The organism is Streptomyces caniscabiei (assembly GCF_014930365.1).
In the GTDB taxonomy this organism is placed as follows: domain Bacteria; phylum Actinomycetota; class Actinomycetes; order Streptomycetales; family Streptomycetaceae; genus Streptomyces; species Streptomyces caniscabiei.
This window is the reverse complement of sequence record NZ_JABXWI010000028.1, coordinates 23,738-49,677: the sequence shown is the minus strand read 5'-3', so window position 1 is coordinate 49,677 and position 25,940 is coordinate 23,738. Positions and strand designations below refer to the sequence as shown.

Below are 25,940 nucleotides of genomic sequence, written 5' to 3'. Positions count from 1 at the left end.
CACGAGGAAACCGCGTTCGGCAGACATGCGGTAGACCGAGAGGGATGTGTCCCGGGCCTCGTGCTTGTGGTCTGCTGACCGGCGAGAGTCCGCCACTGCAGGTGAGCTGCTCCATCAGCCGCTGGCCTCACTGAGAGCCACAGCCTGGTCGATCAGGGTGTGATTACGCTCCCACAGCGCCGTGATTCGCGCGGCTGCTCGATCTGAGTACGCCGCAACGAGATCGTCTTCCTCGCCAGGGGGAGTCAAGTCGAGCTCTTCCCAACGCGGCCACTGATCCCAGAACGGCCGATCTTGCGGGTCGCAGGCGGCTGAGAGGTACTCGTTAACCCTTGGATCCTCGGCACGGATCCCCAGGAAGGGACGCAGATCTCCACCGAAGTCGAAAGGGTCAGGCTCGGCGCGGGTCCCGTAGCCAACGCCGGCCCGAGGGCTGCCGTCGGCAGTACACCATCCTGGCTTGACCAGGAGCACCGCCAACTCGGGGTACGTCCCGAAGTCTCCGCGTATCTTCTTGTGTCCAACTGCCTGGTAGGGAAACGGGCCGACAACCTTCACGGGCTCACTCAGGTCAAGTCGGTTCAGCACCGCCGCGACAGCCGTTGGCAGTTGCTTGAGCACGTCGCGCGCTGCGGCCTTGGCACTGGGCAAGTGCTGGCCGTAGGTGAGCCAGATCCGCGCCGCAGCCTGGTCCGTTGGGGCCATGCCGGTCATCCTTTCCAGGGTGTCCAGAAGATCCCCTGCCGTTTCCCTGCCACGGCGCGTATGGGGGGTGAGCGGGGCAGGGGCCTGTTCAAGAGCGCTCCGGAGCAGGCAAGCGAAGGTGCGCAGACTCATCGGTGTAAAGCGTTCGTCCGCCGGGTCGTCACCGTGGAGCGTGAGGAACACCAGCAGGAGTTCCTGCTGCTGAGCGTGGTCGTCGGCAAGGCGTTTCGTCTGCTCACGGCCTTCGTCCGCGTGCACCTTCAGCTCGACTACGAGCTTGAACGCTGAGGTGGAGATGACGATGTCCGCGCGTGAGCCCGGTTTGACGACCTCCAGGTCCACCCGGACCCGAGCGAGTCCCTCGGCTTCGACGAGGTGCGCCTTGCCCAGCACCCTCAGCATTCCGGTGAGGACGGCGGTTCCGAGGTCGTGCGGCTGGCGGGGGTCGAGCAGCCAGCCGATCAAGAGTTGGTGAGATCTCTCTTTCCTGCTGGTTTGCAGGACATCCATCACAGTCGAGGGACCAGGCATCCAAGGACGAGCCCTACGCTGCCTTTCCAGGTCTGCCCAGACGGCGGACCACCACTGCTCGTTCAGCCGTTCGTCTCCCATGCGAGTGGCTCCCTGCTCAGCCGCGGTTGCTGTGCTTGGGCAGCTCGCCCCGGAAGTCGCAGCCGGGGCACTCGTCCTCGCCCTGGACATGGCCCTCGTACCAGCCGTGGACGGCTGCGTGGAGGATCGCCTCCTCCACCGAGGCTTCGCCGCTGCGGACCGACGCGATGGCGTTGCCGACAATCAGCCGGAGCACGGCGCTGTCGGGCGAGGGGAACGGCGGGGACGGCATCGGCGAGTCGGTCGTCATGGCCGCAGCCTACGGGCGGGAACGACTGACGGTCAGCCGGATGCGGTGCCGTCGTGAGAGGCAGTGCCGTGCAGGTCGCTGCGGAACCCTCGGCCGACCGGCTGCCAGTCCTGCAACGTGGCGGGCCTCCAGCGTGGCTGGTCCTGCACCCTGATGTCGTCGGGCTCCGGCCGAGTGTCCTGGCTCTTGCGGCTGCGGGCGGCCCGGACGCTGATGCCCATGTGGGCGGCGACCTCCGGATACCTCCAGAGCTGCTGCTCGTCGGCCATCGTGTCCTCATCGTTCGTCGGTGATGAGCGTGGGCGGGGTTACCGCAAGGCCGCCCCTGCCGGTTCGGCGAGGGGCGGCCTTGCGGTTGCGGTCAGACTTCGGCGAGGCGGTTGGAGAGGTCCAGGGCGCTGGTGGCGACCGCGAGGGCGGCGCACAGGCCGGTCACCTCGTGGATGGTGGGGCGGACCAGGCGCGGCCAGTCGTCGGGGGCGGCGGGCCAGGAGGCGAGGAGGACCTCGGCGGTGGCCAGGCCGAGGTGGGCGGTGACGTCCCAGCCCGTGTGGGAGGCGGGCTCCCAGTGCAGGCGGATACGGCCGAGCGGGAGTTCAGGGGTGCCCGCCGGGAGCCAGGAGATGTCGAGCGGTCCCTCCGGGAGGGCGGAGACGCGCTGGACCAGTGCGCCGCGCACTCCCGGCGGCATGGGCCGCACGGCGAGGGCGTGCAGCGGGTAATCGGTGGAAGGGTGGGGTCGCGGTGAGATCGGGGCCTCCTGGACAGGTCCGTACGGAGGGTCAGGCCCAGGCGAGGGCGTTGCGGACCGATGCCGGGAGGTAGCCCTCTTGGCCGTTTTCGGCGATGAACGCCATGCCGTCGCCCACGACGACGTCGGTGCCGACGTAGTGGGCGAAGGGCCAGTCGGGGTTGACAGCCAGGCGGATCGGCAGGTCGGGGTCGAGGTTCTGAAGTTGGCGGAGCAGGTGGCCGACGGTCAGGTGCTGGGGCAACGGGGAGCCTCCGGGATCGAGGGCGAAGCGGTGTGGTGATAGAGCGTCAGGGGCGTCGAGGCAGAGTTGGTCGCGCAAGACCTTTTGCTGGGTGGTTCAGCGGCTTGCGATGAGCGCTGCGAGGAACCCGGCCACGGCCTCGGAGGGGGTGTCGGGGCCGAACTCCTGGATCCAGGGCTCCGCGTCGGAGGGGTGGACCCGGACCTGCCAGACGATGCCGCGCTTCCAGGCGGTGGTGTCCTCGGGGAGCCAGCCGACGTAGACGCGGCCGTCCGGGCTGGTGCAGTGCACGTTAGCCTCCGGGGTGTCGACGATCGCCCAGCCGAGCCCGCCCAGCAGTTCGAGTACCGGGCTCGCACAGTGGTCGCTGGAGAGCCAGGCGCGTTCCTCCACGGCGGGGCGGACGACGGCTGGCAGGAGGATGCTGGAGGCGTTCACGAGTGGGCGTCCCTTCGTTGACCTGCGAGTTTTCCCGACGTCCGTACGTTGACATGCGGTGTGCCGAAGTACGTAGTCGTTTCCGGGAAGGTGAGGTCTGCCGTGGGCGAACTGGCCGCCGAGGGGGGAGGAGGTCGGTGGGCCGGGGAATGGATCGACGCGACCGGTTGTCGTAACCGGGTTGCGGCGCGGGGCCGTACAGAGCAGAAGGGACAGGCCGTGGCGGAGTCGAGCAGACACTGGGACGGTGCCGGGCTGGAGCGCAAGATCCGTGGCGCCGCGCGGCCGTGGACAGCGGGCGACATAGCGATGGTGGCCGACGGGCAGTGGGCTGTGGGCATCCAGGCCCGGAGGCAGCGTGACGGGGAAGCCCTGGTGGAGCGTCGGATCGCGGACGGGCGGCGCGTCGAGCTGACGTTGGTGGAGCTGGCCCGCGCGATGGACTCCCGGTTCGGCGCGGCCCATCGCGACGAAGACTCCCGCTGACCGGTTACCGTCCGGGCCCGGTCGTGGCCACCGTGGGGCGGACAGCGGCCGACGGGGCAGGCTGGTCCGGCGGTTGGCCCAGCGCACGCGGCGCGTGCGCGGAGCGGGTGACAGCGGCCTGGGCCAGGCTGAGCGACGGTGTCCGGTTCGCGGTCACGGCGGCTTCGCGGGCCTCGATCACGTGACTGATCGCCTGCAGGGCTATGCGGCTCTCGGCCTGCGCGACGCGCAGGTCCACCGCCGAGCTGGTGATCCGCTCCAGGTCGTGGAAGGCCGGCACATGACCGGGCCGCGTGAGGGCGTGCAAGCGGTCCTGGTGGACGGCGACCGCGTTGTTCGAGACGACGAGGCTCGATCGGATATGCATTGCTGAGCGGAGGAGCGGGTCCTCGACGGGGCGGCGGACCGCGAGGTTCTCCAGCACGTTGATGGGGGTGGCCCAGGCTTTCTCGATCATGGCTGTGGCCTGATCCAGTGCGGTGGCGTCGGGCATGGCGGAACTCCCGGTATTCGGAGGTGTTGCTTCGGTCAGAGGCGACGTCTCGGAGGGGCCAGGGGCGGGAGTCAGCGGCTGTGCCGTGGGGCCGACAGGCTGGCCGGCGGCCTGGCCGCGGCTGCGTGTGCGAGGTTGCCCGACAGATTCTGTGTCGAAGTCGCGGTGCGACTGCGAGCGGCCACCACGCGGAGGTCGGCTGCTGTCTGCGGGGCGCGTGCGGCGCGGTGGACGGCCTGGGCGACAGCGGTGCGGCGCACGTCGAGTGGGGTCGGAGCACGAGAGATCTGAGGATCGGCGGCTCGGCCGACCGGGGCCAGTGTGACCAGGTGCTCCACCTTGCGGTTGATCTGGTGCCGCTCACGAATCGCCGGGGCTGAGTCCGACATGGCGGCTGCGGTCGCCGCGATCAGGTGGGTCGGGGTGCGGGCTGTGAAGACCGCTTCCGCCCGCGTGCCCCAACCCGGAGGACCGGCCCACAGCCTGACGGTTTCGTCGTCCCAGTCAGAGAGGCGGTTGTCGATCAGAACGCCCGCTTGTCCGTCGGGGGCGATGATCTCGACAGTGCCGCGCTCGGCCGCCCCGTCGCGGGTCCAGCCGGCATTGGTCAGCGGCCGGACGGCACCAGCCCAGTACAACGACGGGCTCGTCAAGAAGCGCGCGTTGCCTTCGGTGGCCTCGGCTTCGGCGTAGTCGCGGGCCAGAGCGCTGGTGAGCCCGGCGACGATCTCGGCCGGGGTGCCGTGGTTGAAGGTTGCCGTCCAGCGGGGTGCGGAGACGGCGTCCTCGGCGGCGGTGATCTTCCACAGTTCGAAGTCGTCGCCGAACCAGCCGATCCGTATTCGCTGGTCGGGCGAGGTGACGAGGAGCTGGCAGGGGCCCTCGTCGAGATAGTGGTGCGGCCAGTGACTGACAGGGGCGAAGCCAGCGTCCCCGGTCCCGTTGGAGCCGGCCAGGTACATGGGGCTGACCAGTACCTCTTGATAGGGATGCTGGTCGTAGGGCTGGGTGTTCACGGTCGAGACTCCGAGGTGTAGGAGGGGAACGCGCCCGCGTGCGCAGAGGAACGAACGGCTGGACTGCACGGGGGCGCCGTGGCAACGGCGTGAAGCGGCTGGCTCTCAGTGCCACCCGGATCACCGGCCCCGGGAGGAGGCCGACTGAGCGGCTACGGCCACCGGTACCCGCGGTTGTGGCTGCGGGGCGTGGCTGAACAGGGAGCTGGGCGCGGCGGTGCTCCGCCGCAGGGCCGCTGAGGTACGGATGCCGTCCGACCCCGGCGGGATGCCCGTGTGGGTGCGCGTGGCCGCCGCGACCCGGACAGGGGCGGGACGCGGTGCGGCGACGGGGTTGCTCCAGTGCTCGACGGCTGCGTAGACCGGGCCCAGCGCCCGTCCGGCGGCGGTCAGGACGTACGGATCGCCGTGGCGCGGTCCGGTGCGGGTGACCAGGCCGTCGAGCTGAAGCCGGATCAGGCGCTGTCCTGTTGTTCAGTCCTGTCTGTTCGACGATGTGGACGAACCGCATGGGCCCGCCCGCGTCGAGGGCCTGGATCATGGCGGTCGAGTGGCGAAGGTGCAGCCGACGCACGGCGTCCTCGACGCGCTCGGCACCGGCCACCTTGCCGAGCGGCAGGTGCGCGCGGGACCAGTCGGACAGCGCCCGGTGTACCGGGGAGAGTGCGTTGCCGAACCCACTGAGCTGGTACGGGGCACCCTGGCGATGACTGGCTCGGGTTACCAGCCCGTCATCGTGCATCTGGGCCAGCCGCTTGCCGACGAACTGTTCGCTGACGAAGGGGAGGTGGGCGGCGACGTCACGCACACGCATGGGGCCGCCCTGCTGGGCCAGGGTCTGTGCCGACCAGGTGGTCCACTTCGGCGCTATCAGGGAGAGTGCCTCCTCGATGCGCCGGGCGTCGACGAAGCCGATCTGGGAGGTTGCGGGTTGTGCGGGGGCGGACATGGCGGTAACTCCGTTATGACGATGGGTGAATCGAACGGCGGGGTGCGGATCAGTGAAGGTCGCGCTCGGCGCGGAGACGCTGGAGCACCGTGCCGAGGCGGCGGTTGCTGACGTGGATGCCGCGAGCGCGCAGGCCCTGGCGCAGAGCTTCGCGGTTGAGCCGGGGCAGAAGGGCGGCGACCTCTCGGGCTACGGCTATGAGGTCCTCATCACTCGGCGCAGGGCCGGTTCGCCGGACGGTCGAAGGCCGACGGGCGGCAGGCTGGTCCAGGAGGAGGCGGACGTCCAGCAAGTCCCAGACTGCCTCGGCTTCCGACTGCTCCCGGCGTTCGATGTCCACGACTTCGGCCGCGTACCGCAGCACGAGGTCGTCGAGCGCGTGTTCGCCGTTGCGGCAGCGCTGCCAGGCCGCGTCGAGATTGCGGCGGGCAGCACGGGCATGGGCGTTCGTCGAGGCCAGGCCGTCGAGCCGCCGCAGCACGACCGGCAGAACAGGATCTCCCGAACCGCCATGCGCGCTGTGGCGCTGGAGGTCCTCCAACGGGCGGCCGTACCGGTGCTCGACCAGGTGGCGGGTGTAGATCACGGTGGACATGGGCGTCTTCCTTCGGGGATTTCAGCGGGAGCGAGAGGGCTTGGCAGTCGTGCTGGCGGGGGAACGCGGGTCGCGGGGTGGATGGTCGTCGCTCAGCGCCAAGGGGGGCCCTCGACGCAGAACTCCTCGGCGACCAGATGCGCGCCGGGCCGCTTCGCGATGTCGTGGGGGTTCATTCGGCAGCGTCCATCCGGGCGAGCAGGGAGCGCACCAGAGTGGGCAGGCTGTCGGGGCCCTCGCTGATTCGGACGTGATCGGTTGCCTCGCTGAGGACGTACGCGGCGTCTTCGAGCAGGCCGCTGGAGATCTCCATGCAGGCGTCGGTGATCCGGGAGGCGGCGAGCAGGGACCGCGAGAGCACCTCGACGTAGTCGCCGGGGCTGAGGTCGGCAGCCTCAGCGGCTGTGCGGATGGCGGCCAACTCCAGTGCGCTGAACGCGAAGTCGAACTCGTCGTCCTGGTCCGTTGGTGAGGGCGCGACGAAGGCCGGGTCCGGCGGCTCGGCGGGGATGCCGACGCGCGTGCAGATCTGGTCCACGGAGGCGGTCAGCTCGGCGAGAGACTCGGTGAGCCAGCCGAGCGCGGAAGCGTAGGACGCCAGGGTGAACAGACCGGCGGGGGTGGAAGGCAGCGGCTCCTCGACGACGAACTCTTCGAGCCGGTCGTTCAGTTCGCGGACCACCCGGGGACCGGCGGACAGCGCGCCGAGGACGGGATGCAGGTAGGAGCGGCCGGCGGAAGTGGGGTATTCGGTCGTGAGGACCTCCGAGACGCTCCGCGCGGCGTCGGTGAGCAGCCCGGCCAGTTCGGTGCGGTCGAGGGATGCACGGTCGGCGGTCATCGCATGGAGGCCTTTCGGGAGGCGGCCGGGGCGGCGGGGCTGGCTGCCGCCGGTGCGGTGGCCGGGAGGGACGCGGTCGGGTCGAACGCGTGGGGGGATCGGGACCGGGCCGCCTGGACTCGGGCCTCGGCCGCCGCGTCGGTGCCCTCGTGCCGGTTGAGGCCGGTGCGGTTGGTGCGGAGCTGGGCCGTGCGGTAGACCGCGTAGTCCTCCCGGGCACCGGCCGCGACGAGGTAGATCTCGCGCTTGTGGGTCGAGGTGGGCGGGGCCGGGCGGAACTGGATGACCATCCGGTAGGAGACGGCCGGGTCGACGTACACCTTGTGGAAGCCCGCGAGGCGGCCGGTCAGCGGCAGGCAGTCGTCGCTGCCGCGGACCAGGTTCTGCAGTTCCAGCAGCGCCAGGTCGCGGATTTGGTCGGGGAGTTGACGCAGGTCCGCGATGGCGTCCGGGTGGGCGGCGAAGGCGAAGCGGGCGCGGCTCACATCGGCCTCCGAGGGGTCGGGCGCTGACCCGTTCCTGTCGACGACGCGTTGCCCGTGTCGAGGCCGGCTTTCGGGACTGCGGAGACACCCGATGACCGGGTGAGGGCGGCGCGGGTCAGCCGGGCGGCGGCCTCACCGCGGTAGTCCGGCGGCTGCGGCAGGGGACCGCTGCGGTCTTCCAGCCAGTGCCGGGCGGCGGCCTCGTCGGCGAAGGCGCCCTCGCGCATCGTGTACGTGTGGGCGTCGGGGTTCCCCTCTTCGAGGAAGACACGAATCGGTGCCTGAGCGGCGCTGGAGTCACGGGTCAACGTCCAGGTCTCGGACGGGGCGTAGTCCGAGGTCCAACTGTCGAGGACCGTGTAACGAGAGCCTGACTCCCGGATCTGCCGCTCGACCCAGAGGGTGAGATCGTCGGCGGGCTTCAGGGAGTCCCCTTTGGCCTGGGCGATCCGCTCGGGCGGGCAGCCACGTTCGATCAGCCAGTTCTGGGCGAACGCCAGGCTGGCGTGGTTCGCGGTCTCGAATGTGAACGTGCGCTCGCGTAGGTCCCGCGTGATCTTGATGGCAACGAGCGCCGGATCACCGGGGACGCCCCAGGTCATCGACCTGTCGTGGGCGACGAGGTAGCTGTGCGTCTCGCCCGGGGTGGTGTGGTGCTCGGCCAGCACGGTCAGGTCTCCGGCCCAGACGCTGCGCTCGGCGAGTTCGGAGGCGGCGTCGGCAGGCTCGAAGTCGGCGAGGCGGAAGTCGGGTTCGGCAATCACTGGGTGGCTCCCGTCAGCTCGGGCGCCGGGGTGGCCAGCACGCGGTGGTTGGGCCGGGTCGGGCTCGTCGTGCATGCGGCGAAGGGGCCGTCGGGGGCACGGAGATGAACCAGGGCCTGGTCGAGGTGGTCGCGGTGCCACGACGAGGGACCGGACAGGCCAGCCTCGGCGTCGGTGAGCTGCTGCCACGCGAGCCAGAGCGCGTGCAGCCGGGCAACGGCCTCGGGGTGCTCGTGCCACTGGTCGCACCACGGTCGGGTAGTGCTGATCTCCCGTCCGTAGACGGGCAGGAACAGGTGGTTCACCCAGTCGCTGAGCGCGGCCAGCTCGACGGCGTACGCCTCGCCGCCCAAGGCGAGGATGAACACCGAGGCCGGGACGTCGGCCTTGACGGCGTCGGCAGCGCCTGCAGTGGAGGTGTCTGCGGTCGGCTGAGGGGTTGAGACGGGCTCGGAGCCGAGGCGGTCCAGGATGACGCCGTGCTGGCGTACCTCCGCCATGGTCTTGGCGAGGGTGCTGGCGAGATCGTCGAGGTCGCCGTCGGGAACGCGGAACGGCTCGGGCCCGGGGGTGGCCTTGCTGGGGTCGGACATGGCGGATCCAAGGGAGTGAGCGAGCAGGGCGGGGGCGAGGTGCGGCGCGCTCTTCTTGAGGTCACGGCGGTGCTCCCTTCGCAGGTCGGCATGGGCAAGAGGATGCGGAGATTCCGCGATTTGGCGCGGCCGGGGAAACCGGGTAATGGGGCGCTACGGCGCGGTGCAGCGGGGGCAGCCTGGGAAGGGCGGTGCCAGCAACCGCACGGCCCGGGTGGCCTGTTGGGGGACCACGCCGTTGCCGAGTGCGGTGAGCTGAGCCGGTCGGCCGAGTCCCGGAGTGGCGGTCACCCAGCCAGGAGGCAGGCCCTGCATCCACTCCACGAAGTCGGCGCGCAGGCGTCCGGCGGCGTCGGTGGGCGCCGGCGCGGGGCGGGTGAGGTTCTCCCATCGGGCGATGGCGGAGGCGTACGCTCCCCATCGCCCGACGGTCCCCCCGCTTCCGGGGCCGCCTCCGCCCACAGCGGCAGGACCACCGCCGACAGGGGCGGGCGCCAGCCCTTGCCCGGACGGCGGCCCGGCGTGCCGGTGTCGCTCGCCCTCGGGGTGGGCAGCAGCCACTCCACCTCGTCGGCCAGGTTCGGGCCGTGGCCGCCGCTCTTCCTCTTCGACGGGTGCTGGGAGCCGCCGTTCTTGCCGATGTTGCTCGTCGGGGTCTTGAGCAGGGTGCTCGGCGGGCCAGGCGGCGAGGAAGGTGCGCTCGCGACGATGGGGGGCTCCGACGTCTGAGGCACGAAGCACGAGCCACCTCGCGTCGTACCGGACATCGGCCAGGGAGCCGAGTACGGCACCAAGTGCCCGCACAGGAGGCTGGGTTGGGTCGTCTCCCAGACACCACGGGCAGAATTCCACGTCGCCAGGGGAACCGGCGGGCGAGGTGAGGAGACCTCGGACATTCTCGATCACCACCAAGCAGGGGCGGAGGGCTTCGACCGCACGGGCGACGTGCAGCCACAGCCCCGAGCGGGTGTGGGGGTTGAGTCCGGCCCGGCGGCCGGCGACGGAGACGTCTTTGACAGGGGAAACCGGCCGTCAGGACGCACACCCGAGGCACATTGGCCCAGTCGACGGCGGTGATGTCCTGCAGATTGGGCACGCCGGGCCAGTGCCGGGCCAGGATGCGCGCGGCGTCGGGGTTGATCTCGGCGTGCCAGGCCACGGTGCCGCCGAGCGCGGTCTGGACCCCGAGGTCCAGACCGCCGTAACCCGAGCAGAGCGAGCCGATCAACGGCATTCGTGCGGTGGTGGGTTCCATGTCACCGGCCACGTGCGATTCGGTCCGAGGGGGCTGCCACCGCCGTGGCGACGTTGGGCGGCGGCGAACCCGGAGAACGCGCGGTGGTCGCGGACCGGCTGCGGGCAGCCTGGAGCCGCGCGGACGGAGGAGAGACCGTTGCCGATGCGGAGTGCAGGGAGTTGGCCCCGTCGTGCAGTGCCGCGCCGGCGGTGGCGAGTGCTTCCTCCATCACCCGTACGGCTGCCTCCCGGGCATCCCTGGCGTCGGGCTGGTCGCGCAGACTCTCGGTCTGGTTCAGGAAGGCGAGCTGGTGGGCCACCGCTCCCAGGGCGGAAGCCGCTTCGCCTGCGGGCTCGACGGCGGCGGCGAAGCTGGCGACTACCCGAGCGGTGTGGGGCCCCGGGGCCTGGCTGACGGCTCGGAAGAGGACCTCGTCGCCCAGATCGGTGATCAACTTTCCGAGTTCGGAGATCTGGCGTGCGACGGCGACGGCATCGGGCGAGCGGTGGGGGTCTCCGGGCACCGGCAGTTTCCCGCGCTGGGCGTCGAAGGCGGAGGCCGTGGCGCGCAGGGCCAGGGCGTCGGAGATGGGGGTGTTGTCCACGGTGCATTCCAGGGGTGGGGACGGTCGGATGGGCTGGGTTGGTGGGTGGGTGAGGACGGCTCAGCCGTGGGCACGCGAGGGCGGTCGTGCGGCTGATGAAGTGGAGGCAGGGCCTGGGCATTCCGAGGGCCGTGCGGCCGGTTGCGCCGTGCTGCGGGCGAGCGCGGCGTGGACCTGCGCCGTCGGGGGCCCGTCGGTCGGCGGCGCGGGGGGCGGCGCCGGAGCGTGGTGGCCGTTCGCGGTCTGCCAGCGGGCGCGCACGTTGTCGAGCGGCCCGAGCGCGTGCAGGGCGTGGCTGATGAGCCGTCCGGGGGCCAGGGTCTCGTTCTCGGCCAGGGCGCGGATGGCACGGGCGGAGGCAGCAGCCGTACTGGCGACGGAGGAGCGCATGATCTGCTCGCCGAGCCACTCGGCGCTGCCGGCGCCGACGCCGTCGCAGATGGCGGTGAGCTGTTCGGTGGTCAGCGTGCCGTCGGCGAGCAGACCGCGCCGCTGGGCTTCCCACAGCACGGTTATCCGGTCGATGGGTTCGCCGCGGTGGTGCAGCGCTCCTACGCAGCGGTAGAGCTGGCCGTGGGCGGGATCGGCGAAGTCGCCGGGTCGCAGCCAGCCGACGACCTCGTCCATCGCCTTCGGCTGCTCGACCAGGACCGCCAGCAGGAGCCGCTCGTCCTCGGCGACCTGGTCCGCTCGTGCCGGCGGCGGCGCGACGGGAGTGGTGGGGGGCGGTGTCGCCCGGGCGACCGGGCGCGGTTCGGACCCCCAGCGGCGCGCGAGGTCTTCAAGCACCCCGGTCAGGACGTCCGCATGGTGCAGCGCTTTTTCCACCTCACCCTGGAGGGCGGCGGCGCGGGCTGCCTGGTGGAGGCGGATCGCGTGCACGGTCACGCTGCGGTGGATCGCTCCCTCCAGCACCATCCGGCCGTACACCGGGGCGTGCTCGGGTCGCGGGCAGGCCGAGATCAGGGTGTGGGGATACACGGCGGTCAGCCCTCGGACATGGTTGCTGGCCTCGGCGACGGCGTCCGTCACCCAGGACAGCGGCACGCGTTCTCCGGTCGCCACGGCGGGATGGCTCTCGGTCCGGAGCTTGCGCAAGGCGGCGAACAGCGCCTGGTGGATGGGCCGGTAGAAGTGATCGGGCGCGAGCCAGTCCAAGTGCGCGAGCTGGCCGGGGTCGAGCAGCACCGAGCCGAGCACCGCCTGCTCGGCGCTGAGGAGCGGGTTCATCGCTGCCGCCCGGAGCGGGGAGTCGGCGGGTCGTCCTGCTGCGAGCGGAGATCGACGACGGCCTGGTCAGCGGCGGTCATCGCGTCGGCGAAGCGGTCCAGCTCGCCGGTGAACGTCGGATCGTCGGCGAGGATCGATCCGGAACCGGTGACCAGCCACCACTGGCCACCGCGTCGGACGACCGGTGACCCGGCGAGGCGTTCGGAACGCGCCAGAGGAGGGGACGGAATGCGCGAGGACACGAGGGGACTCCTGAGCAGGTAGAGGAGAGGGGCAGGCCGTGAGGTCGACGTCGGCCTGGACGGGGGTGCCGGGGCGGCAGGACCAGGGCGGGCAGCCGTCCGGATCGCCGTTCTCCAGTTCGGCGTCCGCGAGCGCGTCGAAGATGTCGCCCTGACGTCCGGACCACTCGTGGGCGGTGACCCGGTCGATCGGGGCCAGGTTCAGAGGCCGGCGACTGCGGTGCAGATACGCCTGGCGAGCAGCAGCGTGCCCTCCGTCAGCGGCGACGGCCGCGGTCGAAAGCCGTCTGCGCGGACGCCGGGAGGGGCGACGTGGTGGGCGGTGGGGTGTGCGGTGTGGGGCGGTGGGGTGTCGTGGTGCGTGCGGTGGCGGCTCGGACTCGTGGGGAGGCGTCGTCGGTGTGCCGGAGGGCGTTGGCGGTGTCGGTGAAGCGGCGCCAGGCGTAGTCGGAGCGGTCCGCGGTCCAGGCCGGGGCTCGAGCGACGAGGGCTTCGGCGAGGGCGGCGACGTCGTTCTCGGGTGCGGTGCCGCTTGCGAGGAGGGGGCCGGCGGGGGACCACAGGTCGATACGCCATTCGTCGCCGAGCCGGACGGCGGTGACGAAGCCGTCGTCGGGTGCCGGCTGGTAGGTCCACATGTGGGCGTGGACTGTCCAGCCGGGTCCGGCGAAGACGGGTGGGGCGGGCTCGGGCAGCGGTTCGGGTGTGCCGATCTCGAACAGGTCGAGCAGCGGTCCGTCGTTGAGAGCCGCGTCCATGAGCCGCAGCGCGTCATCCGTGGAGACGTCCCGGCGTCCCTTGAGCGCGGCCAGGACGGTGCGCAGGGTGCTGAGGTGCTCCCGAGCGTCGCCGGGGTCGAGCCGGTCCTCGGCGGGCCCGTCCTGGCGTAGCCAGTGCCGCACCGACGCCGCCTGGGACCGCAGCGATTTGATGTCCCCGGCGGAGAGCCGTTCCGGCAGGTGCTCGACGCGGTGGACCAACTGCCAGTAGGGCTTGAGGTGTTCGTTGACGACGTGGCGGGCGATGCGGTCGATCTGGGGGCGGAAGCCGGACACGGCCCCGGCGCGGACCCGGTCGTCGTGGTGGCGTAGATCGGTGAGCACGCGCATGTAGGCGTCGTGGGTGTCGATCCGGTCGCGGACGGCGGACTCGTAGGCCCGGTTGAGGAGTTCCAGATCCGACAGTTCCCGCGCTCCGGACTCGGGGTGGTGGGCTGCTTCGCGCCGGAGGGCGGCGACGCGTTCGGCAGCGGGGACGTCCCAGGCCCCGCTCATGCCGGACGCCCGAAGGCGGAGTTGTTCGCCTTCGCGAGTGCGCGGTCGGTGATGGTGGCCGTGGCGGCGGCGGAGGCAGGCGCGATCGTCTTCGCCGACGGCTCCTTGTACCAGGGCTTGAGGTCGAGCAGCGCGATGCGTAGGCCGGTGGCCAGGAGGAGTGCTTTGCCCTTGGGCAGTGCACGGATCGCGTCGGGGGCGAGGATCCGCTCGGTGCGCATGGACACGGACGTCGACTTGCCGCTGTCGGAGCGGGAGACGGAGACGGTCTGTACCTCGTGCTCCCCGATCGCGCGGCTCAGCTTGTCGGCGAAGTCGATGTCGTCGATGCCGGAGCCGACGATCTTGACCGTGGCGGCGCTCCAGAGTGCGTCCATGCCGGCCTCGCCCCAGCACCGCTGGCCCTGCCGGTAGGACTGCAGGATCGTCATCGGGATCACGCCCCGTGAGCCCAGGTGGCTGTACAGGTCGGGGAGATCGGAGATCTTGCACACGTTGGCGGCCTCGTCGAGGACGCACAGGGCGGGCGGGTCGAGCCGCCCCCCGGAGCGCTCGGCGACGACCACGGCCGCGCGCATCACCGCGTCGGCCGCCGCCGCGATGATCGCCGATGCCGAGCCGCCGCCGTCCTTGCTGAGCAGGTACAACGTGTCGCGGGAGGTGGCGAACGCGGAGGGCTTGAACTCGGGAAGGCGCTTGTCGGGTGTGACCCAGGCGGCGATGTCCGGGTCGAGCAGACAGCTCGCGTACTGCCGCGCGGTCTCGTAGATGCCGTCCCGCGTTTCCGTGGCCCCGCTGACGGTGCCCTGGAGCTGGGCGGCGACCGCCTCGTGGCCGGCATCGGTGAGCAGATCCACCGGCGTGCGGTCAGCGGGGGAGGCGAGCCAGGCCAGGACATCGGTGATCGGGCGCCGATGGCTCGCGGCGGCCAGGAACAGCGCGCCCAGCGTGTTGCTCGCGGCGGTGGACCAGAAGTCGGCACCGCTGGACTCGTCGACGCTGGCGGCGACGAAGTGTCCGGCCAAACGTTTCGCCCCTGCCAGGTCGCGGGCGTCGGCCAGGATGTCCCACCACATCTCGCGCGGGTGGTGGGCGATCTGCTGCGGGTCGAGCGTCCAGATCATGCCGACCTTGGCGCGGGCGTCCACTGTCGCGGTGAAGGCGTCGTTCGCCGCCTTGTTCGAGGTCAGCAGTACCGGGCCGGGGGCGGCGAGGACCGCGGGGATCGCCAGCCCGGACGTCTTGCCGGAGCGCGGGGCCATGATCGCGACGATCACGTCCTCCCAGGAGGCGCGGACCTCGGCCCGGCCCGGGAAGTGCGTGCCGACGAGGATCCCGCGGTCCGCGGGAGCGACCTCCTTCGGTTTGAGGCCGGACAGGCTTGGCCGCAGACTCTTCGCCTTGGCGGCGATCTCCTTGTTCATCAGAGGGGCGAGATCCCGCCTGCGGGCGAGGCCGTTCTTCGCACCACCGCGCAGCCGCAGCCACACAACCAGGCCGATGACGGTGAGACAGACGGAGAGCAGCCCAGGAACGAGCCGCGCGCCGAGCAGCAGAGCGGTGTGGCTCAGGTGCGGCCACAGCGCGTCGGGGTGCAGCAGCGCATTGGTGGCCTCGAACGGCGCCCAACGGCCGGTGCCGACGAGGGCGTTGGTGAGGTTGCCGGTTAGCCAGGCGAGGGAGCCGAAGGCGATGCCGACGCCGAGGACGCCGAACAGGAGGTAGAGGAGCGCGTCGGAGCCGGTGGTGGTCGAGGGCGCGCTGGTACGCGGTGCGGGCATGGCAGGTCCAAGGAGGGAGAGCGGACAAGGCGACGCGGGGCGCGCGGCGCTCTTCTGCTGGTCATCGGGCAGCTCCTGTTCAGGGATGGGGGGCGACAGCCGAGTCAGGACGAGGTCATCGGGATCGCGGCGACCGGGGTGGCGGGGCGCTGGCAGGTGGTTCGGACGTCGCGCCGACGGAGGGCGCGATCCGCTGAGTGCCGGCGTGTGGGGAGGAGGCGCGGGCGGCTCGGCGCCGGTCCGCTTCCGGGTTCTGGGCGGCGGGCGGCTTGTGTCGGACCTGCAGGGGCGTGTCGGAGCCGTGTGCCTTGCCACCGTAGGCAAGCCGGATGTTGTGCTGCATCGCGGCGCCTACGGCCTCGCCGATGCTCGGGTAGAACTCGGGCACTGTTCCTCCTTGGGCGCGGTGCGTGGGTCGGTGCCGGGTGGGTTGGACAGACCCCTCGGACCTTGGCCGGTCTGACGGCGACGCGCTGGCCAGAGCGTCGATGTCTGTCTGCATGAGGTAAATGCGCGCCAGACCGCCGGAGGGGGTACGAGAGGAGAGGATCGGGATCAACGGGTCCGAGGGCTGGCGACCTGCGGCGCACCTACGGCGGTACCGATCTCCGGAGACGGAGTTCCGAGCGCCGAAGACGCCTTGGCCCTGTCCGCCGCGGGCGACGTGGCGAGAGCCGCGCTTCGTGCGTCGGGCGGGGCTGGGGACTGCGTCTGCGCCCCGGCGTGGTCCTGCTCAGAGTCGTTGACACGGTGCAGTTCGCGTCCCGCTCCGACGAGTTCTGATTGTGCTGCGCTGACGAACTCCGCGGCGAAGCCGAACCGGTCGGCGAGCGCGTATGCCGCGTCGTCGAGGTCGGTGATCTGTTCGCCTGCCGTCTCCAGAGCTTCCCGGAGGCGTTCCAGGACGCCGTGTTCGGGATGAAGGAGGTGATCGACCGCCTGGGCAAGGCATGCGCCGTTCTCGGCGGCCCTGATCTGGTCGGTCAGCCGGAGGACTTCGGCTCCGGCGGTGTAGAGCCCGAGGGGGTTGGCCGGGGTGGTCAACCGGCTCGTGTCGAGGTCGGGGTCCAGGTCGACGCTGTACCGGGCGGCGCGGAGCATCTCGGCTGCGTGGGAGGCGATGGCAACTCGCTCAGCCTGCGGGGTGGTGGTCGCCAGGCGGTGGCGGAGGCCGTACCAGTCCTCGATCTGCTGGAATCCGGCGTGCTTGAGGAGCGTGGCGGACAGGTCGTCGCTGGCGCCTTTCGCTGAGACGCTGCCGCTGGGCTCTGTGCTGATGGTGATGTAGGGGGCAGGCACGTGGGTCTCCTGGGCGCGGGGTGTTGGGCGCGAGGCCGGGGGAACGTGGCCGAGTTCGGTGGCGATTCGGTGGCACTCGGTCTGGAGACGGAAGGCGTCGCGGTAGGTGTTGTGGAGGCTGGCGTCCTCGCGGGCGAGGGTGGCCACGACGTGCACTTGCCTTGCTTGGTTGCGCACGGCGATCCACCGGCAGGCGTCCGGATCGCCCTCCGGGGCGATGCCGGTGGCCGCCACGATCCGGCGGGCCACCTCGGCCCACTGCGCGTCTGTCGGGTCGGGGTGCCGGGGATCGGAGCGGACCGAGCAGACCCACACCGGCCGCTCGGGAGCTCGGGCCCCGAGGCGCTCGACGGGTGCGTCGAGGGCGTGGGCCAGGTACGTCGGCGCGTCGGTCTGGGCGAGCATCTCGATCGGGGCACCGTGGCCGTCCCCCGTGATCAGGCGGGGGTTGGTGTGGTTGCCGCGCTCGCCTGGCCCGTACAGGTACTCAAGGAGGCCGACGGTATGGCTGGCACGCTGCAGGTGGGCGATCACGGCGTCTACCTCGAAGGGGGGTGGTGAACGGGAGCCCGGGTGGTCGGGCCGTCGAGGAGAGAGGATCCGCGGAATCCGCGATTTGGCCCGGCCGGAGATGGGTGGTAGATGGCTGTGGTCACCCGGCTCGTCGTGGGCGAAGGCCGTGCAGATGGAGCGGGCGCCGTTGTACATGCGGGCCCAGCGGCCGTCGTGGCGGATGACGGTGCCGACGAGGACCTCGCGCGTTAGCTCGAGCCAGTCGTCGTCGGTCCACTTCGGTGGTGTTGGGGGTCGTGCAGTGACAGGTGAGCCGCTGGCACGCGGTGTGGCCAGTCCCCGGTCGTCGTGTAGCCGATCACGGTCCGCCGCTTCCGCTTTGGAGCCGTCCGGTACATGCCGCTGCCAGCCGCCGTGCGATCACGGCTGGTCTTGGCCCAGCAAGCCTCAACAGGGCCTCCGGCGAGGGCGATTCGGGCCGCGGCCACGGGATTCCGTCAGCTTGATCGACTGCACCACTCAGCGGGACGCTATCCGGCCTTGGACCGCCAGGCCCGACCTGCGTGTCGAACGCTCCGACATCGAGGCTGCCTCAGGTGCCGGTAACGGTGGTCAGAAGGCTCGCAGCTTCTCGATGTGGCGTCTCTGCTGTTGGTCGTCCTGTTTGATGTGCACACTGATAAGCACTCTTTGGCCGTCCGGCTTGTAGTAGATGCGGCAAAGTCGCTCGCTTCCCGCGGTGCCTGTTGCCAAGCTCGTCACCTCAAACCAGCCACGCATTTCCTCAAGCGCCTTCCCTGCAAGGCGCCCAGAGTCAATCTCAGCAAGTGCTCTCATCGTGGATGCTGGCGAATCGAGGTTGGCGATCACATCGACTGCATCGAGAACGAACTCGAGGCGGCTGAACGCCCGAGGCAGGAAGTCAATAACGCCCCCGCGCCGAGGCCGTTGCGCGGTCGCGGCGCGAAGTCGTTCCGTCTCCAGGGCCTCAAGTTCCGAAACCCTCCCAAGGAGTGCGTCTACCTGCACCGCCCAGTTGTCAGCGCGTGCTCCGCTTTCTGCCGCTTCCGAGTCGGCCGCTCGCACACGCTCCAGCAGCAAGGAGTTCTCGGCAAGAGCGAGTTCTCGAAGTTCCTCGGCGTCAGCGAGGTTCTTCACCAGTTCCGCCGTGTCAGCCATGCCTCCCAGGCCTTGTCGGAGCACGGCGAGTTGCTCTTGCAGATCTGAATGACGGCGTTCTGCGAGGGCAACGGATTCTCGGTATCGATGCTCGCTCGCTTCCGCGTTCGCAAGATCGTGACGGAGCTGCGCGACCTCACGTTCAGCCGCCTCGCCCTTGCGTGTCGCGACATACAGTTGGTTGAGCAGCTCCTCGATCCGAGCCTCGGCATCAGCAAGGCGAGCTGTGGTCGGATCCGTGACTGGCACCGTCGGCGCAGAAGACGACGGCGGTGCGATGACATCCCCGACGAGCGCAAGTGCTTCGACCTGGCTGCCCTTGAACCGAAGGCGCGCGAACCAGTCGTAGAAGTTGCCGTCATCTGCTGGACGATGGCTGACGTCCCAGCGCTGGACGTTGAGACCCGCGTCCTCAAGCGCTGACACCAAGCTGCTGGCAACGTGCTCCGACGCGTTGAAGACGACGTTATGCCCGTACTGGTTGGTTTCGAGGTGCCACTCGACGTCGAAACCGCTGGCCTTCTCCAGCGGTTCACCGGCGATGGGAGCGTACGGAACCTCTGCTCCGGTGAACAGGAAACGATCGCAGTCCGCGAGTTCCCAGCTCGTTCCGTCCAAGTCGATGAGATCGCCCTGCCGGAGTGGGTAGACGGAGCCCGCATACGCGACGCCCGCATATCCATCGGGAGTCAGACGAATCGGACGGCGGACTCCGGACTCGACTTCCGTTCCGTGGTCGAGCACTCGCACGAGTACCTTGGCGCTCGCCATGTCACGCCGTTCCGCATCGACAATCCGGGTGCCCCCACTGGCGCTTGCAGGCGGCGCACGGCTTGTAGTATAGGTGTTCCAGCACCTGGGCTTCTGTCGCTCCGTCGCGCACGTGCCGGGTGAAGGCCCTTGAATTGTGCCGGTACAGCACGTCGCCCGGAACGGTCGCCTGGTCCTTGTCCCTCGCCACATTCGCACGGACGACCAGTCCCGCCTGTGGCACGACTGTGGACTCCTCAGGTGCTTTTGGGGCTGCGGCTGCACCTCCGGGCATAGCTGAAGCAGGGAGGCCAAGACCGAACTCCAGGTCGTAGTACGACGCTGTGACTCGATCGTGCTTCTGGCTTGATGACGCCTCGACCGACAACACCAAGTCGTCGTCGAGAACGACCTTCAGCTCGAGGCGCTCGTGCAGTGGCGGGGCGGTCTCGTCGACGGCGAGTGTGATCATTCCCAGCGACGTTCGCCGCTCGCTCGCCTGCGGGTGTGATGACAACGCGGTCGGAGTGGCGATCGGAAATTTCGCCTTCCCGTCCGTCGGATCCGCGCAGTACAGGTGGAGGGTTTCGTGCTTGATCTCTCCACCGAGAGGCATTTCGGTGCCCGCAGCGAGGAGCGGCATCAACGACCCACGGGCGAGCTCGAGTTCGATGGGCTTTGCCAGTCGGAGTCTCTGCCTGTCATGCGCGATCCACGCAGCTCCTTGTGAGATCAACGTGGCACTGTTCGTCGGCACCTCAACTCGGTCCGGGCCAAACAACTCGTGCAGTCGGCTCCGAATCGCGGGCATGGCCGCCATGCCACCGACCACGACGACCAGCGAGACCTGGCCGGGCGCCATCGACAGGCTGCCGAGCAGCGACTCGATCTCATCGATACCTGCCGTGACGAGCGGCCGTGTGATCTCCTCCAGCTCCTGACGCGTGAGCCGGTACTGCAACGTGGCACCTGATTGGAAGTAACTTGGCCGGTAGAACGTCACGTTGGCGCGGTCAGCCGAGAGCTCGATCTTGTTGCGTTCCGCGTCTTGGAGGAGCCGGAGTTCAGCCTCAGGGATCGCGAGGTCGTCGTCAGTGGCACTTCCGCGAGCCCGAGCGCGCTTCACGACCTCGTCGCGAATTACCTTGTCGAACTCGTCGCCGCCGACCTGGGCCGAGCCACCATTACGAAGTTGTCGAACCTGGTCTTCGTCGACTCGACAGAGAGTCAGGTCCAGCGTTCCGCCGCCCCAGTCGACAACCAGGACGTTTCGTCGTGCAAGCCGCCGGGCCATCTCTTCTGGATCGTCTGCTCCCCGGATGAATCCGTACAGGGCGGCGAGCGGCTCGTGGACGAACTGCGCTACACCCATCCCGGCCCCGGCGAACGCCTCTCGCAGCGCCGCGCGTCGGTGCCCATTCATGGTCACGGGGATCGTGACCACAGCGTTGTTGAGGCCGCCGAGCACCTTCCGTTGCGGACTGCGCAGGGACTCCGACCGGACGTGCCGCACGACGTCCGCAACGATGTCCACCGGGCTCCGGTCGACGCCTCCGACGGCGATTACCTCCTCGCCGAGGAGGAACTTCGGCGATTTCACCGTGTTGCCGTGCACCCCAATGCCCGCGGCACCCAACGCGTCCTTGGCCTCGCGACCGACGACTACCTGCTCGCCCTCGTACCGGACGATCGAGGGATGTGGCCGGCCAGTCTCGACGTCCATCACGTCGATCACACGGTCACCAACTACCACCGAAACAAGGCTGTTGGTCGTTCCGAAGTCGAACCCGACGATCACGCGAAGCCTCCAGACGCGTCCTTCAGCTGCTTGACCTCACGCGTGAGGGCAAGCAGAGAACGGTCGAGGAACTCCTCCGCGACGTCGGGCGCACCGTTCCGGAGTGCGTGCAGACCATCGGTAAGCAGATCGATCTCACCCCCGAGACGCCGGATGATGCGCGTTCGCAGCGTTTCGTAGTCGTCCGCCATATGGCTCTTGTCGACCACTCTGTTATCGCGCTCAGCCACGAGCTCCTTCTGCAGTCGCACCACGTCGGCAGAGAACGCGTCGGCGCGAGCCAGCGCAGATTGCTCACGCTCCTCGACGGTCGAAAGCTCATTGCGGAGCCGAGTCTCGCGATTCCGAGCAGCCGCAGCCTCACTCTCGAGATGTGTGACCTGCCGTTCCAAGCGGGCGATCCGGGCGAGGTAGTTCGCGCCGACGATCCCGAGCACCTTGTGATCGCTGCTTGCCCCGACCTGGCTGGCGGCTCGCTCCAGCCCTGCTGCCTCCGGGGCCTCGTACCTCCAGAGAGAGTCGTACGACGCATCGATGAACTGATCCAGGGTCCAATCACGTTGGAGCGCGCGGAGGAGTCCGTAGCACGCGATCGCATGCCTGACGAGGCGCTCACTGTCTGCGGCTTTGAACTGCTTCGGGGCCGCTCCAAGTTCGTCGGCGACCCGCTGAGCCGCGGCACGCACGTGTTCGATCGAGAGCTGCGGATCCTTGCGGGGATCGACCAGCTGGTCCACCCTGCCCCCGAACACCGGGCTGTGGCCCAGTGCGACTACCGCGAGGTCAACGAGCCGGTTCAACGCCGGTGCGAGGCCACCGTCCTCGGCGCGCTTGAGCGGGACCCCTTGGCGCGCCGCGAACTGAAGCAGCTTGAACGGGGCCGACAACGTTGGGTCTGTCGGCGCGAGAGACTCGACCAGCGCGCTCTGTGACGCGATGCCCTCATCGGTAATCGCCAGCTTCTTGAGGTCCTCCTTCGAGAACTCAAGCAGTCGAGCGTTCGACTCGTAGGCGAACGTCAGCAACTCCTCGATCGAGGTAATGATCGGCTTCGGTTTCGTCTTGGACTTGGCCCGCTGTGTCCCCTTCTCCGCAGCGGGTGCCGCTGACGCATTGTCAGTAGGCGCGGCCGAGGCGGTGCCATCGCCGGTAGCGGTAGCCGATGCGGGGTCGCTCGGCCCCGACTCCGCGCCGGGCTCTGGAATGGTCTCGTTGCTCAACGTCCTACCTCTTGCAATCGGGTCCGAAATCCTGCGTACCAGGCGCCGGTCTCCTTGGAGTGCCTGAGCGCCTCGCCATGTCGTGATGCACCATCGATGTCTCCCACAGCGAGCAGCGCCTCAGCCGCGATGAGTCGGACCTTGAATTGGTCCTGGGGCCGGAGCTCGCCCAGCGAGGGCAGTAGTTGGGTGACCATGGATGACTGTGTCCCGTCCAAAGCCGTCGCACCGAGGTCCAGGAGGTCCTCGGTAACGGAGTCGCTCAAGGCCCGATCGAAGCTTCCGTGCGACCGGTCGGCCAGGCTTGTCGTGACGAATGCGCCGCCTGCGAGGAGGGATCGGAACCGCGCCGCGACATCGGAGACGCGGTGGCTGTTGGTCTTGCGTACCGCAAGTTCGAACTGGTTGTAGTGCAACGCGACCAACCCGCAGATCGCCTCCGCTGCGGGGCGGTCGAAGGTCGACAGCAGAGAGACCGCACTGTTGTACCGCTGCTCGTAGATCGGCGCGCCCGACGCATCTACCCGGCCGGGGTCCTCGACCGCTTCACGCGCGAGTACGCCGTACAGGTATGCCGCCACACCTTCGCGGTAACGGCGGGCCGTCACCCCGCGGCCGGCACGCATGATGAAGGTGTCGATTGCGTTGCGACTCAACTCGCGACTGGAGATGAGCTTCTCCAAGGCCTGGTCGACGAGGCAGAGGTCGTCTTCTTCTGCAAGGCAGAAATCGAACTCAAACGTCCGCTCCAGCGGGCCATTGGAAACAGCCACCGTCTGGACGCCAACCTTCACCGACGCAAGGAAGCCGGCGGCCTCAGACGGTGAGGTTTCGCGGCCGTTGATGGCGATGGATTCGACATCCGAGGTCACCCAATCGGCGGAGACACTGGGGCTCGTGACCATCAAGCGCGTGCGCCCGCACTCTCGTCCCCTGAAGAGGAGGGTCGGCCGCTTAGTCGCATGACCGTCGAAGCGGTGCGCTCGGAGGGCGCGCTCGGACGAGAAGATGAGCCCACACTCAGTGCAGGGAAACTCACGGGGCTTTGGCGGGGCTGGTAGCCCGACCCATTCAATTCCGGTCGGCTCATGGAACTCCATGTAGCCGGTGTGCCAGAACCCCACGAGCCCCACCCGTCGCTTCCTGATCCGCGTCCCCTACGCCTTCGGAAGGCTAGTCGGACTGCGGGTACTTTGCGAGGTCGCCGGTTGAGTGAGATCGACCCGTGATGGGCTGTCATGTCACCTTCGTGTGGGCCAAGCTGCCGATGCATGTCTGAGACGCCATCCGCTTCCCGAACGTGATCGTTTGGTTTGGACGGGGTGGGCATGAACTCCGTCTGGCGGCAGGAGAGAAGGGCGTAGTTCTTCCGTTTGTCTCGCTGCCCCGTAGGGGCGGGGCACGGGCGGTCAGACATCTCATGTCGTTGCGTGGTCAAGTCCGCGCTCAGGCGGCGAGGGCCAAAGGGGCTGGGAAGGCTCGGTCGGGGTCGTATGTCGTTCGGTTCTGCAGGCAGTGGTAGAGGCAGCCCAGGAGCTTGTTGAACAGATTCCGCAGGGCGGCGGTGTGGCGTTCTCCGCCGGCTCGTCGCCTGTCGTAATGAGCGCGTGGAGCGTCGGTGCGGAGTGTGGCAAAGGCCCACATGTAGCCAACGCCGGCAAGTCGTTGGTTCTTGACAGTCCGGGCCACGACGACGTGGCTGCGGCCTGACGCCCGTGTCACGGGTGCCGCGCCGGCGTATGCCTTGACCGCCCTCGCGTCCGCGAACCGGGAGCGGTCGTCGCCGATCTCGGCCAACACTCGGGCCCCGGAGAGCACGGACAGACCCGGGAAGCTGGTGATGATGTCGGCGTCCGGGTGCGCGAGGAACGCTTCCTCAGTCGCCGCCGCGAGGTCGGTGCCACTGCTGCAGGCAGCGTTGACCTGCTGGATGAGTGCCGATGTCTGGTGCCCCATGGCCTTTTCGACCAGGGGCAGTTGGTGGAGGTGCTCCGACCGGAAGATCTCCCGGAGCCGTTCAACCTCGGTATCAATGCCGCGGCGCAGGCGACCCGCTCGTGTGAGGAGTGCGCGCAGCTGGCTGCGGGTGAGTCTGGCCGCGGCGGCCGGGGTGGGGGCAGCCGCAAGAACCGCGCGTGCGTGTGCGGAGTCGAGTCCCAGTTTGCCCGATCCGTGGAAGGCAGTGAGGGCGGCCGGGTAGTACTCGCGCAAGTGGGAGCGGAGCCGGTTGACCATCTGCTGTCGATCCCAGATCGCGTCCTGGTGGGCGCGGGCGAGGACGGCGATGGCCTGCCCGGCTTCGCTGTCTGCGGGCAGTGGGCGATGGGCGTGCCGGTCGGTGCGGAGAATGTTGGCCAGTACCCGGGCGTCAGCGGCGTCGGACTTGGCCCGGGAGACGCTGCCGCGGTCGCGGTAGCGGGCGGCGGCCAAGGGGTTGATCGCATAGACCTTGCGACCGGTGGCTCGCAGAGAGGCGACCAGCAGCCCACGGGGAGTCTCGATGGCGATCGGGATCAGGTTCTCGACGTTGTCGCCATGGCGGGCCAGTAGTTCCAGCAGGGCATGGAAGCCGGCGCTGTCGTCGCTGATCCGCAACTTGGCCAACTGGCTGCCGTCCTGGTCGACCAGGGCTATGTCGTGGTGCCCCTCCGCCCAGTCGATGCCGCAGAAAATCGCGCTCAACCTTTCTACCTCCGTCTCGTCGTGCACGTCGTTTCCCGGACGGAGCACGCGGCGCTCTAATAGAAGTGCTCGGGGCACGCCATCTCATGAGCCGTTCGTGTCTCCAGCGACCGGCAGGGACCTCGGTCTGCTGGAGAGCTCTGGGCTCGCGAACTGCTGAGAGGTCGGCCCCTGCCGGCGGGCTGGCGACATGAAACCTGATCCGCTCCTGCCGGGCGGGACCGGTCTTAGACAAGAGATCAAAGGTCCCGGAACTACCGAAGGTCTCCGCCCGGCAGGGTAGGCGCGAGGCAGAGCCGGTCTGACCACGGGGATCTCGTCCCGGAAGTGGGGCAGGCTTCCACCTCACTCGGCAGCCCTTGCGCTCACGAGCTCAGGCTTACCGATGAGCTATTAGAAGTGGGGGTTCTCGGTGGGCCGGTCGGCGCCGGTGGCCGCTTCGAGCAGCTCGGTCAGGTCGCCGGGCTCGGAGGAGCGTTGATCAATCCACCAGCCGGCGCGGGTGATCGTGCGTGCCGCTTCTTCGATCTCCTCCCACTCCGCCTCGCTGGTCTCGCCTTCGAGGACCAGAACGGTGTAGGCGGCGGCCAGGACCTGGTGGCGGCAGCGCACGCCCCAGGCGACGGCGCGCTCGCGGCCTTCGAGGGGTGGCATTCGGTACTGTTCCGACCAGGCTTCGGACGCGGCCTGCTCTTCGGCGCGCTTGGTCTCCAGCCAGGCGGCCTTGTCCTGCTCGTCGCCCTCCCTCGCGGCCCGCCAGCAATCGGTGCACTCCTGCTTGGCGAGCCACTCGGCGAACCCTGCGCGACGGTCGGCCGCACGGTCGGACAGGTCTCGCTCAGCCTGGTGCCCACAGGAGTGGGTGATCTGCCAAAGGGTCTTCACAGCCATGGGAACTGCTCCTTACGG

General features: G+C 69.3%; 27 protein-coding genes and 3 pseudogenes. 1 reads left to right on the top strand and 29 read right to left on the bottom strand.

Features of this window, described 5'->3' with window-relative positions; translation table 11 throughout:
• Positions 1 to 114: 114 nt before the first annotated feature.
• From HW837_RS43660 to HW837_RS43635, 6 genes are all read right to left on the bottom strand, one after another.
• Complete coding sequence (locus HW837_RS43660) at positions 115 to 1,317, bottom strand: PD-(D/E)XK nuclease family protein (protein ID WP_193382800.1); 1,203 nt, start codon at positions 1,315 to 1,317, stop codon at positions 115 to 117.
• Between the two features lie 16 nt (positions 1,318 to 1,333).
• A complete protein-coding gene (locus HW837_RS43655) occupies positions 1,334 to 1,567 on the bottom strand; it encodes a hypothetical protein (protein ID WP_099964086.1) in 234 nt (77 codons plus the stop codon).
• 32 nt (positions 1,568 to 1,599) lie between these two features.
• On the bottom strand, positions 1,600 to 1,836 hold the full coding sequence (locus HW837_RS43650; RefSeq protein WP_193382801.1) for a MarR family transcriptional regulator: 237 nt from the start codon (positions 1,834 to 1,836) through the stop codon (positions 1,600 to 1,602).
• Positions 1,837 to 1,928: 92 nt separating this feature from the next.
• The gene (locus HW837_RS43645; RefSeq protein WP_193382802.1) at positions 1,929 to 2,258 is read right to left on the bottom strand and encodes an esterase; all 330 of its coding nucleotides are present in this window, start codon (positions 2,256 to 2,258) and stop codon (positions 1,929 to 1,931) included.
• Between the two features lie 91 nt (positions 2,259 to 2,349).
• Positions 2,350 to 2,562 (bottom strand): hypothetical protein, encoded by a 213-nt coding sequence (locus HW837_RS43640; RefSeq protein ID WP_046915963.1) that lies wholly within the window; start codon positions 2,560 to 2,562, stop codon positions 2,350 to 2,352.
• A gap of 96 nt (positions 2,563 to 2,658) precedes the next feature.
• A complete protein-coding gene (locus tag HW837_RS43635) occupies positions 2,659 to 3,000 on the bottom strand; it encodes an SPDY domain-containing protein (RefSeq protein WP_193382803.1) in 342 nt (113 codons plus the stop codon).
• Between the two features lie 219 nt (positions 3,001 to 3,219).
• On the opposite strand from HW837_RS43635, the gene HW837_RS43630 reads away from it, so the two are divergent.
• Positions 3,220 to 3,486, top strand: coding sequence for a hypothetical protein (locus HW837_RS43630; protein ID WP_193382804.1), 267 nt, complete (start codon positions 3,220 to 3,222; stop codon positions 3,484 to 3,486).
• Positions 3,487 to 3,490: 4 nt separating this feature from the next.
• Here the strand turns inward: HW837_RS43630 and HW837_RS43625 are convergent, their stop codons facing one another.
• The 23 genes and pseudogenes from HW837_RS43625 to HW837_RS43525 all read right to left on the bottom strand — a co-directional run bounded on the left by HW837_RS43625 (position 3,491) and on the right by HW837_RS43525 (position 25,922).
• Complete coding sequence (locus HW837_RS43625; RefSeq protein ID WP_193382805.1) at positions 3,491 to 3,979, bottom strand: hypothetical protein; 489 nt, start codon at positions 3,977 to 3,979, stop codon at positions 3,491 to 3,493.
• Between the two features lie 71 nt (positions 3,980 to 4,050).
• The gene (locus HW837_RS43620; RefSeq protein WP_196790235.1) at positions 4,051 to 4,941 is read right to left on the bottom strand and encodes an SPDY domain-containing protein; all 891 of its coding nucleotides are present in this window, start codon (positions 4,939 to 4,941) and stop codon (positions 4,051 to 4,053) included.
• Positions 4,942 to 5,671: 730 nt separating this feature from the next.
• Positions 5,672 to 5,809, bottom strand: a pseudogene (locus tag HW837_RS49330) (winged helix-turn-helix transcriptional regulator); the annotation flags it as partial.
• Between the two features lie 184 nt (positions 5,810 to 5,993).
• Positions 5,994 to 6,539: a hypothetical protein gene (locus tag HW837_RS43610; protein ID WP_193382807.1), complete on the bottom strand. Its 546-nt coding sequence runs from the start codon at positions 6,537 to 6,539 to the stop codon at positions 5,994 to 5,996.
• A gap of 172 nt (positions 6,540 to 6,711) precedes the next feature.
• Positions 6,712 to 7,380 (bottom strand): hypothetical protein, encoded by a 669-nt coding sequence (locus HW837_RS43605; RefSeq protein WP_193382808.1) that lies wholly within the window; start codon positions 7,378 to 7,380, stop codon positions 6,712 to 6,714.
• Positions 7,377 to 7,865, bottom strand: a complete 489-nt coding sequence (locus tag HW837_RS43600) for a hypothetical protein (protein WP_193382809.1) — start codon at positions 7,863 to 7,865, stop codon at positions 7,377 to 7,379. The genes HW837_RS43605 and HW837_RS43600 overlap by 4 nt, the downstream gene beginning before the upstream one ends.
• The gene (locus HW837_RS43595; RefSeq protein ID WP_193382810.1) at positions 7,862 to 8,629 is read right to left on the bottom strand and encodes a glycosyl hydrolase; all 768 of its coding nucleotides are present in this window, start codon (positions 8,627 to 8,629) and stop codon (positions 7,862 to 7,864) included. The genes HW837_RS43600 and HW837_RS43595 overlap by 4 nt, the downstream gene beginning before the upstream one ends.
• Positions 8,626 to 9,222, bottom strand: coding sequence for a DUF4913 domain-containing protein (locus HW837_RS43590; protein ID WP_193382811.1), 597 nt, complete (start codon positions 9,220 to 9,222; stop codon positions 8,626 to 8,628). Before HW837_RS43590 ends, HW837_RS43595 begins: the two co-directional genes overlap by 4 nt.
• Positions 9,223 to 9,375: 153 nt before the next feature.
• A complete protein-coding gene (locus HW837_RS49325; protein WP_319703493.1) occupies positions 9,376 to 9,783 on the bottom strand; it encodes a hypothetical protein in 408 nt (135 codons plus the stop codon).
• 117 nt (positions 9,784 to 9,900) lie between these two features.
• Positions 9,901 to 10,179: pseudogene (locus HW837_RS49825) on the bottom strand (DNA cytosine methyltransferase); the annotation flags it as partial.
• 118 nt (positions 10,180 to 10,297) lie between these two features.
• Positions 10,298 to 10,456, bottom strand: a pseudogene (locus HW837_RS49820) (DNA cytosine methyltransferase); the annotation flags it as partial.
• A 22-nt stretch (positions 10,457 to 10,478) separates the two neighbouring features.
• The gene (locus HW837_RS43580; protein WP_193382812.1) at positions 10,479 to 11,063 is read right to left on the bottom strand and encodes a hypothetical protein; all 585 of its coding nucleotides are present in this window, start codon (positions 11,061 to 11,063) and stop codon (positions 10,479 to 10,481) included.
• A gap of 60 nt (positions 11,064 to 11,123) precedes the next feature.
• Positions 11,124 to 12,293, bottom strand: coding sequence for a DnaB-like helicase N-terminal domain-containing protein (locus tag HW837_RS43575; protein WP_193382813.1), 1,170 nt, complete (start codon positions 12,291 to 12,293; stop codon positions 11,124 to 11,126).
• On the bottom strand, positions 12,290 to 12,535 hold the full coding sequence (locus HW837_RS43570) for a hypothetical protein (RefSeq protein WP_237280693.1): 246 nt from the start codon (positions 12,533 to 12,535) through the stop codon (positions 12,290 to 12,292). Before HW837_RS43570 ends, HW837_RS43575 begins: the two co-directional genes overlap by 4 nt.
• A gap of 257 nt (positions 12,536 to 12,792) precedes the next feature.
• Complete coding sequence (locus HW837_RS43565) at positions 12,793 to 13,809, bottom strand: hypothetical protein (protein WP_193382814.1); 1,017 nt, start codon at positions 13,807 to 13,809, stop codon at positions 12,793 to 12,795.
• Positions 13,806 to 15,590 carry a type IV secretory system conjugative DNA transfer family protein gene (locus HW837_RS43560; protein ID WP_193382815.1) on the bottom strand — a complete coding sequence of 595 codons (1,785 nt, stop codon included), beginning with the start codon at positions 15,588 to 15,590 and terminating at the stop codon, positions 13,806 to 13,808. The genes HW837_RS43565 and HW837_RS43560 overlap by 4 nt, the downstream gene beginning before the upstream one ends.
• Before the next feature lie 555 nt (positions 15,591 to 16,145).
• Positions 16,146 to 17,423 (bottom strand): hypothetical protein, encoded by a 1,278-nt coding sequence (locus tag HW837_RS49315; protein WP_237270644.1) that lies wholly within the window; start codon positions 17,421 to 17,423, stop codon positions 16,146 to 16,148.
• Positions 17,424 to 18,014: 591 nt separating this feature from the next.
• On the bottom strand, positions 18,015 to 19,352 hold the full coding sequence (locus HW837_RS43550; protein ID WP_193382816.1) for a hypothetical protein: 1,338 nt from the start codon (positions 19,350 to 19,352) through the stop codon (positions 18,015 to 18,017).
• Between the two features lies 1 nt (position 19,353).
• A complete protein-coding gene (locus HW837_RS43545) occupies positions 19,354 to 21,129 on the bottom strand; it encodes an Hsp70 family protein (protein ID WP_193382818.1) in 1,776 nt (591 codons plus the stop codon).
• Entirely contained in the window at positions 21,126 to 22,349 is a 1,224-nt protein-coding gene (locus tag HW837_RS43540; RefSeq protein ID WP_159083222.1) for a hypothetical protein, read from the bottom strand. Before HW837_RS43540 ends, HW837_RS43545 begins: the two co-directional genes overlap by 4 nt.
• Positions 22,346 to 23,221 (bottom strand): hypothetical protein, encoded by an 876-nt coding sequence (locus HW837_RS43535; protein ID WP_193382820.1) that lies wholly within the window; start codon positions 23,219 to 23,221, stop codon positions 22,346 to 22,348. Before HW837_RS43535 ends, HW837_RS43540 begins: the two co-directional genes overlap by 4 nt.
• 574 nt (positions 23,222 to 23,795) lie before the next feature.
• Positions 23,796 to 25,031, bottom strand: a complete 1,236-nt coding sequence (locus HW837_RS43530) for an IS110 family RNA-guided transposase (protein ID WP_193382844.1) — start codon at positions 25,029 to 25,031, stop codon at positions 23,796 to 23,798.
• A 393-nt stretch (positions 25,032 to 25,424) separates the two neighbouring features.
• Positions 25,425 to 25,922 carry a hypothetical protein gene (locus HW837_RS43525; RefSeq protein ID WP_193382821.1) on the bottom strand — a complete coding sequence of 166 codons (498 nt, stop codon included), beginning with the start codon at positions 25,920 to 25,922 and terminating at the stop codon, positions 25,425 to 25,427.
• Positions 25,923 to 25,940 lie beyond the last annotated feature (18 nt).